Here is a 16,024-nt window from a genome sequence, read left to right as displayed (position 1 = left end):
TGCATCTGCATCTTCTCTGCATCGACGGAGCAAGGGCGTTCCGTCGCAGATTTACCCTCATAGTTGTGGGACGCTGAGCATAGCCGCTCGACCCTTCGGTTTCATCCGGAGTGTGTCAGCGGCTTTTTTGCATTTTTTCGCCCTTTCCCTCCGGGCATTCCGAAAAAAGGACCAGAGAACTGATGAAACGTGCATTCGCCATTCTTGCCGCCACCACCTGCCTGACCAGCCCCGCGCTGGCCGAGATGCTGGACGTGGAAAAGGACGAGTTGAAATTCGGCTTTATCAAACTGACCGACATGGCGCCGCTGGCGGTGGCCTATGAGCTTGGTTATTTCGAGGACGAAGGGCTTTTCGTGACGCTGGAGCCGCAGGCGAACTGGAAGGTGCTGCTGGACCGCGTGATCGACGGCGAGCTGGACGGTGCGCATATGCTGGCCGGTCAGCCGCTCGCGGCGACCATCGGGTTCGGCACCGAGGCGCATATCGTCACCCCGTTCTCGATGGATCTGAACGGCAACGGCATCACGGTTTCCAACGAAGTCTGGGAAATGATGAAGCCGCATATCCCGCAGGAAGACGGCAAGCCGGTGCACCCGATTTCCGCCTCTGCGCTGAAGCCGGTCGTCGAGAAGTTCAAGGATGAAGGCAAGCCGTTCAACATGGGCATGGTCTTCCCGGTCTCGACCCATAACTACGAACTGCGCTACTGGCTGGCGGCCGGCGGGCTGGAGCCGGGTTTCTACAGCCCCGAAAACGTCAGCGGCCAGATCGCGGCCGATGTGCTGCTGTCGGTGACCCCGCCGCCGCAGATGCCCGCCACGCTCGAGGCCGGCACGATCTACGGCTATTGCGTGGGCGAGCCGTGGAACCAGGCTGCCGTGTTCAAGGGCATCGGTGTGCCTGTCATCACCGACTATGAGCTGTGGAAGAACAACCCCGAGAAAGTGTTCGGTCTGAACGCCGAGTTCACCGAGCAAAACCCCAACACCACGCTGGCCGTCACCAAGGCGCTGATCCGCGCCGCCATGTGGCTGGACGAGAATGACAACGCCAACCGCCCCGCAGCGGTGGAGATCCTGGCCCGTTCGGAATATGTCGGCGCCGATTACGAGGTGATCGCCAACTCGATGACCGGGACCTTCGAATACGAAAAGGGCGACAAGCGCGACGTTCCCGATTTCAACGTGTTCTTCCGTTACAACGCGACCTACCCCTTCTATTCCGATGCCGTCTGGTACCTGACCCAGATGCGCCGCTGGGGCCAGATCGCCGAAGCCAAGCCCGACAGCTGGTATGACGAGGTCGCCAAATCCGTCTACAAGCCGGAAATCTATCTGGAAGCCGCGCGCATGCTGGTGGACGAAGGTCTGGCCGACGAAGCGGATTTCCCCTGGGACAGCGATGGCTACAAGGCCGCGACGCCCGCCGAAGATATCATCGACGGCATCGGCTATGACGGCCGCACGCCCAACGCTTATCTCGACAGCCTGCCGATTGGCCTGAAGGGCAATCAGAAGGTTGTCGGCAACGAGGTGCAGGGCTGACGCCCGCGCTGATCGGCGCGCCGGCGATGGCCCGGCGCGCCTTTCCAACCCTTCTACCGGAGATGTCCGATGACCGCAGTTGACCCGCAGATCCTCGCCGATGAGCAGAAAGAGGCGCGCCGCGCCCGGCTGTTCACCCAAATCAACAAGGCCGACGGCTGGTTCCGTGTCCTTGGCCTGAGCTGGATGACCCCCATTCTGAAAGCCGCTGCGGGGGACAACCCGAAAGCGCAGATGAAGGAAATCTGGCGCCTGCTGGGAATTCCGGTCATGGCTATCGTCGGGTTCCTGATCGTGTGGGGCGCGCTTGCCCCGACCGTGCAGACCTCGCTCGGCGCCATTCCCGGCCCGGTGCAGGTGTGGGAGCAGGTGGGCGTTCTGCACGCCGATCATGTGCGCGAACGCGAAAAGGCCAGCGCCTTCTTTGAGCGTCAGGACATCCGCAACGAAAAGCTGATCGCCGCCGGCAACGCCGACAAGGTCAAGTACCGCGAATATACCGGCAAGCCGACCTATTACGACCAGATCTGGACCTCGATCAAAACCGTGTTCTTCGGCTTTCTGCTGGGCACCGTGGTTGCCGTGCCGCTGGGCATAGTGTCGGGCCTGTCGCCCGCCGCCAACGCCGCCATGAACCCGCTGATCCAGATTTTCAAGCCGGTGTCGCCGCTGGCCTGGCTGCCGATCGTGACGATGGTCGTCTCGGCCGTCTACGTCACCAATGACGGCATGTTCTCCAAGTCGTTCCTGACCTCGGCCATCACCGTGACGCTGTGTTCGCTGTGGCCGACGATCATCAACACCGCGCTGGGCGTGTCTTCGATCGACAAGGATCTGGTGAACGTGTCCAAGGTGTTGAAAATGAACACCTATACCAAGATCACCAAGCTGGTGCTGCCGTCTGCGTTGCCGCTGATCTTCACCGGTCTGCGCCTGTCGCTCGGTGTGGGCTGGATGGTGCTGATCGCGGCAGAGATGCTGGCGCAGAACCCCGGGCTCGGCAAGTTCGTCTGGGACGAGTTCCAGAACGGATCGAGCAACTCTCTGGCCAAGATCATGGTGGCCGTGTTCACCATCGGGATCATCGGCTTCATCCTGGACCGGCTGATGTTCGCGATCCAGTCGATGTTCACCTTCTCGGCAACACGGTGATCGGTATGGCATTCGTTGAATTCAAAGATGTCTCCAAAGGGTTCGGCGAAGGTGCCGGACGCCAGGAGGTACTGAAAAACGTCAATCTGAAAGTGGAGGAGGGCGAGTTCCTTGCCATCCTCGGGTTCTCGGGCACGGGCAAATCCACCCTGATCAACCTGATCGCCGGGCTGAACCTGCCCGACAAGGGCAGCGTGACCTTCAAGGGCAAGCCGATCGAAGGGCCGGGCCCCGAGCGGGGGCTGGTGTTCCAGTCTTATTCGCTGATGCCGTGGCTGACGGTGCAGGGCAATATCGGCCTGGCCGTCGATGCGGTGCACAAGGGCAAGTCAAAGGCCGAGCGCGCGGCGCTGGTGCAGAAATACATCGCCATGGTCGGTCTGACGCCCGCCGCCACCCGCCGCCCTGCGGAGCTTTCGGGCGGGATGCGCCAGCGGGTCGCCGTGGCCCGGGCGCTGGCGCTGGACCCGGAGATGCTGCTGCTCGACGAACCGCTTTCGGCGCTCGACGCGCTGACGCGGGCCAACCTGCAGGACGAGATCGAGCAGATCTGGGAAGCCGACCGCAAGACCGTGGTTCTGATCACCAATGACGTGGACGAGGCGATCCTGCTGGCCGACCGCATCATTCCGCTGAACCCCGATGGCACGCTGGGCGAGGCCTTCAAGGTGTCGCTGCCGCGCCCGAGGGACCGGACCGCCATGAACCACGACGCCACGTTCAAGAAGCTGCGCGCCGATGTGACCACCTATCTGATGGATGCGGGTATCGCCGCCAAGGTGGAAGAGACGCGCAAGCTGCCCGATGTCACGCCGATCCACGGGGTGCCGGCGGTGGTGGCCGATGCGGCAAAAAGCGGGATCGAAGAGCGCTATCTGGATTATTCCCAGATCCACAAGATCTATCCCACGCCGAAAGGCCCGCTGACGGTTGTCGAAAACTTCGACCTGAAGCTGAAGAAGGGCGAGTTCGTTTCGCTGATCGGGCATTCGGGCTGTGGCAAATCCACGGTTCTGACCATGACCGCCGGCCTGAACGACATTTCCAAGGGCGTGATCAAGCTCGATGGGCGCGCTGTCGAGGGGGCCGATCCCGAACGCGCGGTGGTGTTCCAGTCGCCGTCGCTGTTCCCCTGGCTGACCGCCAAGGAGAACGTCAGCGTCGGGGTGGATCGGGTGTACCCCCGCGCCAGCCAGGCCGAGCGCCAGGATGTGGTGGAATATTACCTCGAGCGGGTCGGACTGGGCGATTCCATGGACAAGGCCGCCAGCGAGCTGTCGAACGGCATGAAACAGCGCGTCGGCATCGCGCGGGCCTTTGCCCTGTCGCCCAAGCTGCTGCTGCTTGATGAGCCCTTCGGGATGCTCGACAGCCTGACCCGCTGGGAGCTTCAGGAAGTGCTGATGGAAGTCTGGTCGCGCACCAAGGTGACCGCCGTCTGCGTGACGCATGACGTGGACGAGGCGATCCTGCTGGCCGACCGGGTGGTGATGATGACCAACGGTCCCCGCGCCACCATCGGCAAGATCATGGATGTGAACCTGCCGCGCCCGCGCACCCGCAAGGCGCTGCTGGAGCATCCCGATTACTACGCCTACCGCGAAGAGCTGCTCAGCTTCCTCGAGGAATACGAGCATGGCGCCCACAAGAAAAAAGCCGCGTGAAGGAGACATGAAATGACGCCCGAACAGATTGACATGGTTCAAGGCAGTTTTGCCAAAGTCGTCCCGATCAAGGATGCGGCCGCCGCGATTTTCTACGCGCGCCTGTTTGAGATCGCGCCGGAAGTGAAGCCCTATTTCAAGGGTGACATGACCGAACAGGGCGCAAAGCTGATGGCCACGCTGGGGGTTGTCGTGAACGGGTTGAAGAACCTCGACGCGATCGTGCCGGTGGCGCAGAAGCTGGCCGTGGGGCATGTGGCCTACGGGGTGAAACCCGAAGACTATCAGTCGGTCGGTGCGGCGCTGCTCTACACGCTCGGCCAGGGCCTGGGCGACGGTTTCACCCCCGAGGTCGAAGCCGCCTGGACAGAAGCCTACACCATCCTTTCCGGTGTGATGATCGGCGCGGCCTATCCCGCGGCGGCGGAGTGAGAGCATGACACAGAAACTCGTTGTTATCGGGGCCGGCATGGCCTCGGGCCGGGCGATCGAACATCTGGTCGAAACCGCGCCGGACGCCTATGAGATCACGCTGTTCGGCACCGAGCCGCGCGGCAATTACAACCGCATCATGCTGTCGCCGGTCCTGTCGGGCGAAAAGACCTATGAAGAGATCGTGACCCATGATGCGGATTGGTATGCCACCCATGGGGTGACCTGCCGCTTCGGCGAAACCGTCACCGGGATTGACCGTGCGCGCAAGGTGGTGCTCAGCGCCGGGGGCGAGACGCCCTATGACAAGCTGCTGATCGCGTCGGGGTCGAACCCGTTCATCATCCCCATGCCGGGGCATGATCTGGACGGTGTTCTGGCCTACCGCGATCTCGATGACACCTATGCCATGATGAAAGCCGCGGAAAAGCCGGGCGCGAAGGCGGTTGTCATAGGTGGCGGCCTGCTGGGGCTGGAAGCCGCCGCAGGGCTGAAGATGCGCGGCATGGACGTGACCGTGGTGCATCTGATGGGCCATCTGATGGAACGCCAGCTCGACGAGGCCGCCGGCTATCTGCTGCGCAAGGAGCTGGTGGGGCGTGGCATCAACGTGCTGTGCTCGTCGAACTCCAAGGAAATCCTGGGCGAGGATGGCAAGGTCCGGGCGTTGCTGCTGGACAATGGCACCGAACTGCCTTGTGACATTCTGGTGATGGCGGTGGGTATCCGCCCCAACACCGCGCTGGCCAAGGAGGCCGAGCTGGCCGTGGGCCGCGGCATCCATGTGGATGACCAGATGGTGACCTCGGACCCCGACATCCTGTCCGTCGGCGAATGTGTCGAGCATGACGGCGCCATCTTCGGCCTTGTCGCCCCGCTTTACGATCAGGCCAAGATCGTCGCCAAGACCCTGCTGGGCGAAGCGGCGGCTTTCGCGCCGAAGCAGACCTCGACCAAGCTGAAGGTGACCGGGGTGGATCTGTTCAGCGCCGGTGACTTCGCCGAGGGTGACGACCGCGAGGATATCGTGTTCCGCGATCCGGCGCGCGGCGTCTACAAGCGGCTTGTCCTGCAGGACAACAGGATCATCGGCGCGGTGATGTATGGCGACACCGCCGATGGCAACTGGTTCTTCGGGCTGATGAAAGACGGCACCGACGTGTCGGACATGCGCGAGACGCTGATCTTTGGGCCGGCCTATCAGGGGGGTGCCGCGGCGGACCCTATGGCGGCCGTTGCAGCCTTACCGGCTGACGCAGAAATCTGCGGCTGCAACGGCGTCTGCAAGGGTCAGATCGTAGAGGCGATCCAGGGCGGGGCGACCACGCTGGAAGACGTGCGCGCCCAGACCAAGGCGTCGGGGTCGTGCGGCACCTGCACCGGGCTGGTGGAGCAGGTTCTGGCCGTCACGCTGGGCGATGATTTCGTGCTGCCGACGGCCAAGCCCGTTTGCACCTGCACCGACCTGACGCATGAGGACGTGCGCCGCCTGATCAAGTCGCAGGAACTGAAAAGCCAGCCCGCCGTCTGGCAGGAACTGGGCTGGACCACGCCCAACGGCTGCCATGTATGCCGCCCGGCGATCAACTTCTACCTGCTGGCCGACTGGCCGCTGGAGTATCAGGACGATCCGCAGTCGCGCTTCGTGAACGAACGCAATCACGCGAACATCCAGAAAGACGGCACCTATAGCGTCGTGCCGCGCATGTGGGGGGGGATCACCACCGCCGCCGAACTGCGCGCCATCGCCGATGCCGCCGACAAATACAACGTGCCGACAGTCAAGGTGACGGGCGGCCAGCGGATCGACCTTCTGGGCGTCAAGAAAGAGGATCTGCCGCGCATGTGGGCCGATCTGAACGCCGCGGGAATGGTGTCGGGCCACGCCTATACCAAGGGACTGCGCACGGTGAAAACCTGTGTCGGCACGGATCACTGCCGCTTTGGCACGCAAGACAGCACCGGGCTTGGCATCAAGCTGGAAAAGCGGCTCTGGGGGTCGTGGACGCCGCACAAGGTGAAGATGGCCGTCTCGGGCTGCCCGCGCAACTGTGCGGAATCCACCTGCAAGGATGTCGGCATCATCTGTGTCGACTCGGGCTATGAGGTGGGTGTTGCGGGCGCTGCCGGAATGGACCTGAAAGAGACCGAGGCGCTGGCCAAGGCCACGACCGAGCAGGAAGCGATCGACATGACCGTCGCCTTCGTTCAGCTGTATCGCGAAAACGCCAGATACCTCGATCGCCCCTATAAATGGGTCGACAAGGTCGGGCTCGACTGGGTCAAGGCCCGGGTCGTGGATGACGTGGAAAACCGCATGGCGCTGGTGGCCCGGTTCGACCTGTCGCAGACCGTTTACCAGAAAGACCCGTGGGCCGAACGCGCCGACGCCAAAACCCAACGCGCCTGGAGCGCGCTGGCCGATCTGACATTGGAGGCTGCGGAATGAGCTGGATTGATATCGGTTCAATTGACGACGTCCCGGTTCGCGGGGCGCGGGTGGTGAAAACCGCACAGGGCTGTGTGGCCGTGTTCCGCACCGCTGCGGACGAGGTGTTCGCGATGTCCGACACCTGCCCGCACAAGGCCGGCCCGCTGTCCGAAGGGATCGTGCATGGCCACAAGGTGACCTGCCCGCTGCACAACTGGGTGTTCAGCCTGGAAACCGGCGAAGCGCAGGGCGCGGATGACGGGCGGGTGCCGACCTATCCGGTGCGGATCGACGCCGGGCGCATCCTTCTGGATGGCGCCGAGCTTGCCAAGCGGACGGCCGCGTGATGGACGGGGCAGGGCAGCCGCTTCCCCTGACGGAGGAAAAGGCGCAGTCCGGCACGGTCTGCACCACCTGCCCCTATTGCGGTGTCGGCTGCGGGGTGCTGGCGCGCAGCAACGGCCGCGGCGAGATCACCATCAAGGGCGACAAGGCGCATCCGGCGAATGAAGGGCGGCTGTGTTCCAAGGGCTCGGCGCTGGGGGAAACCACGGATCTGGACGACCGGCTGCTTGCCCCGGTGGTGAACGGCGCCGAGGCCGACTGGGACAGCGCGCTGGATCTTGTGGCCGAACGGTTTCAGGCGACCATCGCCGAACACGGTCCCGACAGCGTGGCCTTCTACGTCTCCGGCCAGTTGCTGACCGAGGATTATTACGTGGCCAACAAGCTGATGAAGGGGTTCATCGGCTCTGGCAACATCGACACCAATTCCCGGCTTTGCATGGCCTCTTCCGTGGCGGGGCACAAGCGGGCCTTTGGCACTGATACGGTGCCCGGCCTCTACGCCGATCTGGACGAGGCCGATGTGATCGTGCTTGTGGGCTCAAATCTGGCCTGGTGTCATCCGGTGCTTTATCAGCGCATCGCGGCGGCCAAGAAGGCGCGGCCGGGGATGAAGGTCGTCAATATCGATCCGCGTCGCACCGCGACATCCGACATTGCCGATACGCATCTGTCCATCGCGCCGGGCGGCGATGTAGCCCTGTTCAACGGGCTGCTGGCCGAGATTGCGGCGCAGGGTGCGGTTGATGGCGATTTCGTTGCCAACCACGTCAGCGGGTTCGAGGCTGCGCTGGATGCCGCCAATGGCACCGACCTTTCCGTCACCGGCCTGTCCGGCGAAGAGCTTGCCGCGTTTTTCCACCTCTGGATCGGCAGCGAAAAGGTCGTGACGATCTACAGCCAGGGGGTCAACCAGTCGTCTTTCGGCACCGACAAGGTGAACGCGATCACCAATTGCCATCTGGCGACAGGGCGCATCGGCAAGCCGGGGATGGGGCCGTTTTCGGTAACCGGCCAACCCAATGCCATGGGCGGGCGCGAGGTTGGCGGGCTGGCCAACATGCTGGCCTGCCATCTGGACATCGAAAACCCTGAACATCGTTCAGCTGTGCGCGAATTCTGGGATGCGCCGACGATGCCGGAGGTTGCCGGGCTCAAGGCGGTGGATATGTTCCGCGCCGTGGGCGAAGGCCGGATCAAGGCGATCTGGGTGATCTGCACCAATCCCGCCGTCAGCCTGCCCGATGCCGATGGGGTGCGCGCGGCGATCGAGGGTTGCGATTTCGTGGTGGTGTCCGACATCACCGCCCAGACCGACACCGCGCAGCTTGCCGATGTTCTGCTTCCCGCCACCGGCTGGGGCGAAAAGGACGGCACGGTCACCAATTCCGAACGTTGCATCAGCCGCCAGCGCGGTGTCTTGCCGCCGCCGGGTCAGGCGCGCCACGACTGGCGCATCATCTGTGACGTGGCGGCGCGCATGGGGTGGGGGGCAGCGTTCGATTACAGCGGCCCGGCAGAGATCTTCCGCGAATATGCCGCCCTGTCGGGCATCGCGGGCAAGCTGGGGCGGGATTTCGACATTTCCGCGCTTGCCGCGATATCTGACAGGGATTTCGAAGCAATGGCGCCATTCCACTGGCCACTCACGGAAACCCGGCAGGGCGGGCGCTTTTTCGGCGACGGGCGGTTCTATACCCCCGATGGCAAGGGCCGGATGCTGGCCCTGGAGGTGAAGGCGCCGGCCTCGATGCCCTCCGCCGACTATCCCTTCCGCCTCAACACGGGCCGGGTGCGCGACCACTGGCACACCATGACCCGCACCGCCAAATCGCCGCGTCTGAGCCAGCACATGGCCGAACCCTATCTCGAGGTTCACCCCGATGATGCCTCGCGGCTGGGGCTTTTGCCCGCCACGCTGGCAAAGGTGCAAAGCCCGCAGGGCAGCGCCGTTCTGCGCGTGGTGGTAACCGATCGCGGCCGCAAGGGAGAGGTGTTCGCGCCGATCCACTGGAGCGGCCAGAACTCCGCCACCGGCCGCATCGACGCGGTGGTCACCGCGATCACGGATCCGGTTTCCGGCCAGCCCGACAGCAAGGGCGCGGTGGTGAAGGTGGAACCCTTCGAGGCAACCTGGTTCGGCTTTGCCCTCTCCGTCGATGATATCCATCCGCAAAGCGCCTATTGGGCCAAGGCCCGGGCCAAGGCGGGGTGGCGCACCGAACTGGCCTGCACGCAGACGCCGCAGGATTGGGAAGCCTATGCGCGCGGCCTGTTCGGCCTGGCTGATGCCGAAGCGGTGACGATGGTCGATGCCCGGCGTGGCTTTGCCCGGATCGCGTTTCATGAAGGCGGCCGGCTTCGGGCCGCACTGTTCGCGGCACCCGAGCCTGTGGCGGTGGCCCGGACCCACCTGACATCGCTTATGGGGGAAGAACTGGACCCGGCCACCCTGAGCGGTCGGCCGGCGGCCGACAGGCCTGATCCCGGCGCCACGATCTGCGCCTGTTTCGACGTGGGCGTGAACACGATCCTCGCCGCGATACAGAACCAGAACCTGACCACCGTCGATGCCATCGGCGCGGCGCTGCATGCGGGCACCAACTGTGGCTCCTGCCGGCCCGAACTGGCCGCTTTGCTGCTCTCGGCCACGCAGAAGGAAGCGGCGGAATGAGCCTGACGCGCTATATCCACGCCATGGGCCGCGGCCCGGGGCGCGCGCGTTCGCTGAGCCGCGACGAGGCCGCCGACGCGATGCGCCAGATCCTGGCCGGAGAGGCCGCGCCAGAGGCCGTGGGCGCGCTGCTGATGCTGATGCGCTATCGCGGCGAAACGGCGGAAGAGATCGCCGGTTTCGTTTCCGCGCTGCGCGACACGCTGCCCGCGTGGGAGGGTCCGCGCCCGGCGCTCGACTGGCCCAGCTACGCCGCCGGGCGCACACGCGGGGTTCCGTGGTTCTTGTTGTCGGCGCGGCTGGTGGCGCAGGCCGGGGTGCCGGTGCTGTTGCATGGCTGGAATTCGCATCAGAACCCGATCGCCTCTGTGCGCGGGGCGTTGGACGTGGCGGGCATTCCGGCGGCCGAAGATATGGCCGATGCCGCGCGGCGGCTGGGCGACGGCGGCATCACCTATCTGCCGCTCGAGGCGTTTTCGCCCCGTGCCTTTGAACTGTTGCGCCTGCGCGATGTGCTGGGCCTGCGTTCGGCGATCAACACGGTGCTGCGGGTGCTGAACCCCGCCGGGGCGCCGGCCTCGGTGCAGGGTGTCTTTCACCCGCCCTACCGCGATCTGCAGGCGGATGCGGGCGCCCTGCTGGGGCAGGCGCGGCTGACGGTGATCAAGGGCGGCGGCGGCGAGTTCGAGCGGCATCCGTCGAAGGACGTCACCCTGTTCGGGCTGCGCGATGGCGTGGTCTGGCAGGGCGCCGCCGGGCCGATCTGGGATGGCACCCGCCGTCTGGCCGATGACGCGCATGTGCCGCAGGATCTGGCGCGCCTGTGGGACGGCACGCTTGACGATCCGTTCGCCGAGGCCGTCGTGCTGGGCACCGCGGCGCTGGCGCTGGAAACCGCGGGCCTGCCCGAGCCCGATACGCTGGCGCGCGAGCTTTGGCGGAGCCGCAGCCCGGCCCAAGCCGCCTGAAAGGATTGAGACGATGAAAACCTTTCCGATGTTCCTGAAGATGGCCGGCCGCGACGTGGTGATCGTGGGCGGCGGCGAGCAGGCCGCGCAGAAAGCCCGGCTGATGCTGAAGACAGAGGCGCGGCTGATCCTGCTGGCCCCCGTGCTGGACGAGGAGCTTCAGGCGCTGGTCGATACTGGCCGTGCTGTGCATGACACCGGCGCCATTGGCCCCGCGCGTTTCGCCGATGCGGCGCTGGTATTCATCGCCACCGGCTGCCCCGGGCTGGATGCGGCCGTCCACGCGCTGGCCAAGGCCGCCGGTGCTGTGGTCAATGTGGTGGATCAGCCCGCGCTCTGCGACGCGCTGACCCCGTCGATCGTTGACCGTGATCCGGTGGTGGTGGCCATCGGCACCGAAGGCGCCGCGCCGGTTCTGGCCCGCCAGATCAAGACCCGGATCGAGACGATGCTGGAGCCGCGCCTGGGCGAGTTCGCATCGCTGGCCGGGCGGATGCGGGCTGCGGTGGCGCAGCGGGTTCCGCGCGAGGGCCGCCGCGCCTTCTGGCGCTGGGCCTTTTCCGAAACGCCGCGCCGGATGCACGCCGCAGGGGCCGAGCGTGACGCTGCCCGCGCCTTGAAAGATGCCATCGCCGGCGGCGGCGCGCCGGATGCCGATGCCCCGGGTGTGATCAGCCTTGTGGGGGCCGGGCCGGGCAGCGCGGATCTGCTGACCATGCGGGCCGTGCAGCGCCTGCAGGAGGCCGACATCATCTTTTACGACCGGCTGGTTGATCCGGCGGTGCTGGAGCTTGCGCGTCGCGATGCGGAACGCGTGTATGTCGGCAAGGCGGTAGGGGCCTGTGCCTGGCCGCAGGAGCGTATCGATGCCATCATCGTGGCAGCGGCGAAACAGGGCAAGCGGGTGGTGCGGCTGAAAAGCGGCGATCCCTGTGTCTTTGGCCGGGCCAGCGAAGAGCTTGCCGCCGCCCGCGCCGCCGGTCTGACGGTCGAGATCGTGCCGGGCGTCACGGCGGCCACGGCGGCGGCGGCCAGCATCGGCCAGTCGCTGACAGAGCGGGGCCAGACCGATCGGCTGGTCTTTGCCACCGGCACCTGCCGCGATGGCGACGAGGCGCCCGACTGGGGGCGGATCCTGACGCCCGGCACCGCGCTGGCGCTTTACATGGGCGTGCGCAAGGCTGCGGAGATTCAGCACAGCCTGCTTGAGTCGGGCCTGCCGCCCGAATCCATCGTCGAAATCATCAGCGCCGCGAGCACCGTCAACGAACGCCATGTAAGCGCCAGGATTGATGCGCTGGCCGAAACGATCGAAATCGAAAAGGTTCCGAGCCCGTCGATCCTTCTGGTTCGCCGCCCCAAGCATTTTGCCGACGCGCAATGCGCCGACGACGTGCCGCTGCGTTTGTCGGCCTGACGGAGGCTGCCGGGGGCGGGGTGCGGGCCTTTCGCGCGGGCCGACCCCGGATGCGGGCGGTGTATGTGGCCGCAGGATTTTCAACCGCCTTGCCGCCCCTTCCGACAGGGGCGCCGGGCAGGGTTCGCTGTCTTGCAAATCCAGGTGTGCATAGCCCCCGCGCGCTGCACGGCGGCCCGCGCGGCCACCTGTTCGGATATGTCCCGGCGCTGGCCGGCCGTGCTGGCGTGGGATGGCGCGCAGCGGCGGGGTACGGATACGCCGGGTCGGGCTCTGCCCGTTGCCGCGCCAGATAGGCCCGCGCGTTGGCGCCGGGAAAAGCGAAGCGGCATTGAACCACAGCCTCGCCCGCCCCGCCGTGCGGCTCGGGGCTGGCCCCGGCCCGCGCGGCGTGGCAGGCTGTATCCGAAACCTGCCGTACCGCCAAAGAGCGGGCGGCGGCAGGTGCGAAGCTTGAAGGGTTCCCCAACGGGGGCGGTTGAACATGTTTGTGCGTATCGCGGCGGCGGCTGCATTTATATTAATTTTATCAGCCATTTACTGGCTGTCGCGCTTTGGTGCCTTCAGCCCCGAAGACGCCGCTCCGGGCGACCGGGACTGGGCGCATGCTGTGGCGGCGCCGGCGCTTTCGGGGGGCTGCGCGGCGGTGCCATGCCCGGTTGAGGTGACGCTTTTCGGCGCCAGCATCTTTCGTCGCGGCGATTGGACCGATGCGCTTGCCGCCGAGTTGACGGCCTGCCACGGCGCCCCGGTGACGATCCGCAAACTGGCGCTTTCGGGGGCCTCCAGCGCCTGGGGGAGGGGCCAGATGGAGGGGCTGTTCGATACCGATCTTGTTGTCGTCAGCTTTTCCGGCAATGACGCGTCGCTGTGGCGTGGCCTTGCGCTGAAGCAGAGCCGCGCAAACCACATCGCCTTTATCGAAGCGGCGCGGACGCGGGGCATCCCGATCTATCTGGCGACGATGAGCCCGGCCCGTTCTGCCAAGGCATTGGCCCGCCCCGGCCAGGCCGCGTACAAGGCGCTCTACCGCACGCTCGCGCGCGACCATGGCGCGGGGCTGATTGACGATGCGCCGCGCTGGGCCGCGCTGCCCGAGGCCGCGCTGAAGGCGGCCATCCCCGATGGGCTGCACCCCACGCAAGACGCCCTGCGCGCTATCGCCGTGCCCGGATTCTCGCGTGTTCTGGGCAACATTCTGTGCCGCAATCGCGGATCGCCCGATTGATTGGCCCGATCGCGTTGACAGGGCGATACCCCTGTTCTAATCGACAAAAAAGTTCGCATAACCAAGTGCATATGCTCAAGAGCGGAGATACAGGTTGTCAGTTGTAGCGGTAATCCGGCGCACGATCTTCAGGAAGGTCGTTCTGAACGTCACACATTTTCTGTATCGCAACATCTACGGCATGGATATCGGCGAAAACACCCGCATCTCTTGGGGGGCGCGGCTGGACAAGACCAACCCAAAGGGCATTCACATCGGCGACTACACCGCCGTCACCTCGGGCGCGTCGATCGTGACGCATGACTTCGTTCACCGCGAATGGAAGGATGTGCATATCGGCAAGAACTGCTTTCTCGGCTATAACTGCATCATCCTGCCGGGGGTGACCATCGGCGATGGCTGTATCATTTCGGGAAACACGGTTGTGGGGCGCGATGTGCCGCCCAACTCCGTGGTCATGGGGAATCCGGGGCGCGTTGTCGAACGTGACATCAAAACCGGGTATTGGGGCATTCGTCTGGACAAGGGCAACGACTCGCCCATTGAGCATTAAGTAAGAGGTACGTCTTGGATAATCTTGAAACCGATATCCGCCGGGTTTTCGCCGATGTCTGGCTTTCCGAAAAGGGCAGCGATGCGCCCGAGCTTGCCGATGACACGGTGCTGCTGGACAGCGGGCTGGACAGTCTGGGCTTCGCCATCTTCGTGTCCCAGCTTGAGGAAGAGCTGGGGTACGATCCCTTCACCCTGAGCGACAACGCCTATTATCCGCAGACTTTTCAGGAGTTTGTGGCGTTCTACCGCCAATACAAGCCAGCCTGATGCCCTGCCTGTCGCAACAGATCGCGGCAGCCAGCCGCGCGCGGCCCCTTGTCATCTCGGCCAGCGGCAGCCTGTCGCCGCAGGCGGCGGCGTCGATCGGCGCCGCTGCCGATCTTTCGCCCGATGACAGGCTGGCGATCAGCGTTTCCGATCCGCGTGTTCTGATCGAAACGCTGCTGGCGCTGGACGGGCAGGTGGAAACCCTGCTTCTGGTTTCCTATGCCCAGCCGCCCGAGATCGTGCGCAAGCTTGCCGATGCGGCGGGTTGCAGCGCGATCGTTACCGACCGGGCCGATCTGGCCGGGGCCGGCGATCTGCGCCGCCCCGATCAGGTGCGCGGCGACCGGCACCGGGCAGAGCCGCTGCCGACCCGGTGGTTGATGACCACCTCCGGAACCACCGGTGTGCCCAAGATCATCGCGCATTCGCTGAAATCGCTGTCACGCACCGTTTATCGCTATGGCGCTGATCGCAACCCGGTCTGGGGGCTGCTCTATGACCCGACCCGGTTCGCCGGGATGCAGGTCACGCTGCAGGCGCTGATCGGCGGCGGCACGCTGGTCGCGCCCGATACATCGCTGCCGCTGGCCGAACAGGTGGCCGAGCTTGCACGCCACGGCTGTACGTTCCTTTCCGCCACGCCCACCTTGTGGCGGCGGCTGATGATGGTGCCGGGCATCCGGGACGTGCCGCTGGGCCAGATCACCCTGGGCGGTGAGATCGTTGATCAGGGCATTCTGGACGCGCTGCGCGGGGCCTTTCCCGATACGCGGATGACCCATATCTATGCGTCCACCGAGGCCGGCGTCGGCTTTGCGGTGAATGACGGGCGCGCCGGCTTTCCGGCGGCCTATCTGAAGGCGGCGCCGACGGGTGTGAAGATGAAGCTGGTCGATGGCATCCTGTGGCTGCGCCCGCCGGTTGCCGGCGCGGCCGGCCACAAGGACCCCGCGATCGAGATCGACGCCGAAGGCTATGTCTGTTCGGGCGACCGGATCAGCCTTGAGGGGGACAGGGCGTTCTTTCTGGGGCGCGACAACGGCTCGATCAACGTGGGCGGGGTGAAGGTGTTTCCCGAGGTTATCGAACGGGTGATCACCGGCGTGCCCGGCGTTGCGATGGCGAAGGTTTCATCCAAGTCCAATCCGATCACCGGCGCGCTGATCGTGGCCGAGGTGCAGCTGGCGGGTGATGCGGACCGGGCGGAGATGAAACCGCGGATCATCGCGGCCTGCCGCGACGGGCTGGAGCGCGAGGCGGTACCCGCCATGGTGCGTTTTGTAGAGAGTTTTCAGGTTAACGCCGCGGGCAAGCTGGTCCGATCGGCGGCGAAAGGATGATGGA

13 protein-coding genes are annotated in these 16,024 nt (G+C 65.2%); all 13 read left to right on the top strand.

The genetic code is table 11. The features are described from left to right. The first annotated feature begins 182 nt into the window (after positions 1-182). Positions 183-1,547 (top strand): CmpA/NrtA family ABC transporter substrate-binding protein, encoded by a 1,365-nt coding sequence (locus GGR17_RS03035; protein WP_054538136.1) that lies wholly within the window; start codon positions 183-185, stop codon positions 1,545-1,547. A gap of 69 nt (positions 1,548-1,616) precedes the next feature. After that, complete coding sequence (locus GGR17_RS03030) at positions 1,617-2,699, top strand: ABC transporter permease (RefSeq protein WP_054538137.1); 1,083 nt, start codon at positions 1,617-1,619, stop codon at positions 2,697-2,699. A gap of 5 nt (positions 2,700-2,704) precedes the next feature. Next, positions 2,705-4,363, top strand: coding sequence for an ABC transporter ATP-binding protein (locus tag GGR17_RS03025; RefSeq protein WP_054538138.1), 1,659 nt, complete (start codon positions 2,705-2,707; stop codon positions 4,361-4,363). A 12-nt stretch (positions 4,364-4,375) separates the two neighbouring features. After that, the gene (locus GGR17_RS03020; RefSeq protein WP_054538139.1) at positions 4,376-4,795 is read left to right on the top strand and encodes a globin family protein; all 420 of its coding nucleotides are present in this window, start codon (positions 4,376-4,378) and stop codon (positions 4,793-4,795) included. Positions 4,796-4,799: 4 nt separating this feature from the next. Continuing rightward, a complete protein-coding gene (gene nirB, locus GGR17_RS03015; protein WP_054538140.1) occupies positions 4,800-7,244 on the top strand; it encodes a nitrite reductase large subunit NirB in 2,445 nt (814 codons plus the stop codon). Continuing rightward, complete coding sequence (nirD, locus tag GGR17_RS03010; protein ID WP_054538141.1) at positions 7,241-7,573, top strand: nitrite reductase small subunit NirD; 333 nt, start codon at positions 7,241-7,243, stop codon at positions 7,571-7,573. Before nirB ends, nirD begins: the two co-directional genes overlap by 4 nt. Continuing rightward, on the top strand, positions 7,573-10,245 hold the full coding sequence (locus tag GGR17_RS03005; protein WP_054538142.1) for a nitrate reductase: 2,673 nt from the start codon (positions 7,573-7,575) through the stop codon (positions 10,243-10,245). The genes nirD and GGR17_RS03005 overlap by 1 nt, the downstream gene beginning before the upstream one ends. Further along, positions 10,242-11,213, top strand: a complete 972-nt coding sequence (locus GGR17_RS03000) for a glycosyl transferase family protein (protein WP_054538143.1) — start codon at positions 10,242-10,244, stop codon at positions 11,211-11,213. Before GGR17_RS03005 ends, GGR17_RS03000 begins: the two co-directional genes overlap by 4 nt. A gap of 13 nt (positions 11,214-11,226) precedes the next feature. Next, on the top strand, positions 11,227-12,630 hold the full coding sequence (gene cysG, locus GGR17_RS02995) for a siroheme synthase CysG (protein WP_054538144.1): 1,404 nt from the start codon (positions 11,227-11,229) through the stop codon (positions 12,628-12,630). Positions 12,631-13,114: 484 nt separating this feature from the next. Then, positions 13,115-13,858: an SGNH/GDSL hydrolase family protein gene (locus GGR17_RS02990; protein ID WP_082386516.1), complete on the top strand. Its 744-nt coding sequence runs from the start codon at positions 13,115-13,117 to the stop codon at positions 13,856-13,858. Between the two features lie 94 nt (positions 13,859-13,952). After that, on the top strand, positions 13,953-14,411 hold the full coding sequence (locus GGR17_RS02985) for an acyltransferase (protein ID WP_207642692.1): 459 nt from the start codon (positions 13,953-13,955) through the stop codon (positions 14,409-14,411). Positions 14,412-14,425: 14 nt separating this feature from the next. Further along, positions 14,426-14,680: an acyl carrier protein gene (locus GGR17_RS02980; protein WP_200878907.1), complete on the top strand. Its 255-nt coding sequence runs from the start codon at positions 14,426-14,428 to the stop codon at positions 14,678-14,680. Next, on the top strand, positions 14,680-16,020 hold the full coding sequence (locus tag GGR17_RS02975) for an AMP-binding protein (protein ID WP_054538146.1): 1,341 nt from the start codon (positions 14,680-14,682) through the stop codon (positions 16,018-16,020). The genes GGR17_RS02980 and GGR17_RS02975 overlap by 1 nt, the downstream gene beginning before the upstream one ends. Positions 16,021-16,024: the final 4 nt, after the last annotated feature.

This window comes from Actibacterium naphthalenivorans, assembly GCF_014196965.1.
In the GTDB taxonomy this organism is placed as follows: Bacteria; Pseudomonadota; Alphaproteobacteria; order Rhodobacterales; family Rhodobacteraceae; genus Actibacterium_A; species Actibacterium_A naphthalenivorans.
Note: the sequence above shows the minus strand (reverse complement) of the source record. Positions and strands in the feature narration are given on the sequence as shown.

Excerpts from the sequence above, each read along its gene's own strand:
- GGR17_RS03035 (WP_054538136.1), top strand. The coding sequence starts at position 183 with ATGAAACGTGCATTCGCCATTCTTGCCGCCACCACCTGCCTGACCAGC.
- GGR17_RS03030 (WP_054538137.1), top strand. The coding sequence starts at position 1,617 with ATGACCGCAGTTGACCCGCAGATCCTCGCCGATGAGCAGAAAGAGGCG.
- GGR17_RS03025 (WP_054538138.1), top strand. The coding sequence starts at position 2,705 with ATGGCATTCGTTGAATTCAAAGATGTCTCCAAAGGGTTCGGCGAAGGT.
- GGR17_RS03020 (WP_054538139.1), top strand. The coding sequence starts at position 4,376 with ATGACGCCCGAACAGATTGACATGGTTCAAGGCAGTTTTGCCAAAGTC.
- nirB (WP_054538140.1), top strand. The coding sequence starts at position 4,800 with ATGACACAGAAACTCGTTGTTATCGGGGCCGGCATGGCCTCGGGCCGG.
- nirD (WP_054538141.1), top strand. The coding sequence starts at position 7,241 with ATGAGCTGGATTGATATCGGTTCAATTGACGACGTCCCGGTTCGCGGG.
- GGR17_RS03005 (WP_054538142.1), top strand. The coding sequence starts at position 7,573 with ATGGACGGGGCAGGGCAGCCGCTTCCCCTGACGGAGGAAAAGGCGCAG.
- GGR17_RS03000 (WP_054538143.1), top strand. The coding sequence starts at position 10,242 with ATGAGCCTGACGCGCTATATCCACGCCATGGGCCGCGGCCCGGGGCGC.
- cysG (WP_054538144.1), top strand. The coding sequence starts at position 11,227 with ATGAAAACCTTTCCGATGTTCCTGAAGATGGCCGGCCGCGACGTGGTG.
- GGR17_RS02990 (WP_082386516.1), top strand. The coding sequence starts at position 13,115 with ATGTTTGTGCGTATCGCGGCGGCGGCTGCATTTATATTAATTTTATCA.
- GGR17_RS02975 (WP_054538146.1), top strand. The coding sequence starts at position 14,680 with ATGCCCTGCCTGTCGCAACAGATCGCGGCAGCCAGCCGCGCGCGGCCC.